This is a genomic window from Flexibacter flexilis DSM 6793 (genome assembly GCF_900112255.1).
Lineage (GTDB): Bacteria > Bacteroidota > Bacteroidia > Cytophagales > Flexibacteraceae > Flexibacter > Flexibacter flexilis.
Genome location: NZ_FOLE01000032.1, coordinates 1 through 1,769 on the forward strand (window position 1 = coordinate 1; position 1,769 = coordinate 1,769).

Consider the following 1,769-nt stretch of genomic DNA (forward strand, 5'->3'; position numbering starts at 1 on the left):
AGCAAAAAAGTAAATGTAAGAGCTACGAATCAAAAAGAGCTCAAACAAGGCGCAATCTTAAAGCTCAAAACCTACATTGCACAGGCGGCCAGTACGCTAAAAAATTGGATGCAGGCCTCGCAGTTACCCGAACTTAGCCCCGAAACCGTCAAACAAGAAATTACAGCTTTGGCGCAAATGCAGGCGGCCTACGAAAATCGCCCCGAATTGCTACGAATCATTAAAGCACGCGTACAGGCTAACACATTTTTAAAGCCGTTTTACTTGTCCCTGTACTCAAGTTTGCGCCACATTTCAAAAACTGGTCAGCTCAAAGGCATTGACGAGGATTTGAACGCCGCAGAACTTGACATTACGACGGCAAACGAAGACGCTTTAAACGGTTTAGATTATGACTACAATAATTTGAACGGAGCAGGCGACGAGGAAAACATTTTGTTTGCAGGCGCGAACGCCAGCGACGACGACTTAACCGAATTAGGACTAAGACGAGAGTACACGTCCGATTTGCTATCGGCAGCCCGACGCGTTAAAAAAACAATGCCTGACAAGGCAGCCGCCAGAGCCGCAGTAATTGCGGCACTACAAGAGGGCGCAGGTATTTTGTTTTTGCCTTTGGTCTTTCCTAAAGAGGATAAACAGCTTTCAAAAAGTGTAGGCGTAAGAATCAAAGCCGCCAAAGCCAAGAAAGCAATGGCCGAACTGGTCAAGGCGACAGGCGCGAGCAAACAAGAAATTGAGTACGCTATTAAAGTAGGTATTTCAAACGTGTACACGGGCATTGTAGCCGCTGTAAATCAACTGAAAGCGGATAATGCTTTGGCAGGTTTTGAGGAGGACGTGGACGGCGTGGACAATGCTATTTATAACCAAGATTTGGGCGCACCTAAATTTTTGCGACGCGTAACAAACAGGCTTGCAACGCTTGTTCCAACAATATCAAACAAGGCCTTTAATCTAACTCCAGCGGGTCAGTTTGCAAGTATCGTAGCCCCGAATTTGAACAACAAAATTCAGAACCTAACGGCACAAGACACGGCGAAAGCCTTTGCAGATGTTCGCAATATCTTCAGAAGACGAAAAGCCAAAGAAACGCCGCAACAGGTAGCCGAGCGCATCAGGACGGTCAACCGCCAAAAAATTACGACAGCTTTAAACAAGCTAAACGCTTATTTGACTTCTAATAAGTTGAGTTTGTCCGATTTGGTTACACCGTTTGATGTAAAGGCCGAAAACTTAAAAGGTTCGGAGCTTGCAGCTTTTGAAGAACCTATCGCCAACGCAGAAGCGGAAGAAGTCGAAAACGTAGGAGCAGCAGACGACGCAAACAAAACGTTCACAGAACGAGCCAAAGAGTTTTACACAGAAAACAAAAAGAAGATTTGGATAGGTGTTATCCTGTTTGTGGTGGGTGGTTTTTTGGTCTGGTTTTATTCTTCTGACAAAAAGAAAAAACGCAAAAAACGCAGTGGTTCGGTAAACGGAGCCGTTGGTAAAATTCCAAGCACCCGCAGAACCACCCGCCGCAAAACCACCAAGCGCAAGCCGACGGCGGCCAGCTATCCAAACGCGACGAGCCGAAGCAGTGGCACGCGGAAGAAAAAACGCAAGGGCAAGAAAAGCTCCAGTTTGAGTGCCGCCAAAACGTCCAGCAAAAGCAAAAAATCCAAATCTAAACCGAAAACCGCAGGCAAACGCAAATAGTTTGCCTGCAAAACAAAACAGTACCTAACCAATTTTCAATAATTTAATTTTCACAAAACCACTAA

General features: G+C 45.6%; 1 protein-coding gene. It reads left to right on the forward strand.

What is annotated here, in order from left to right:
• Nucleotides 1-1,704 (forward strand): hypothetical protein (locus BM090_RS18610; RefSeq protein WP_221405436.1); only part of this gene is annotated, 1,704 nt, incomplete at its 5' end.
• Nucleotides 1,705-1,769 lie beyond the last annotated feature (65 nt).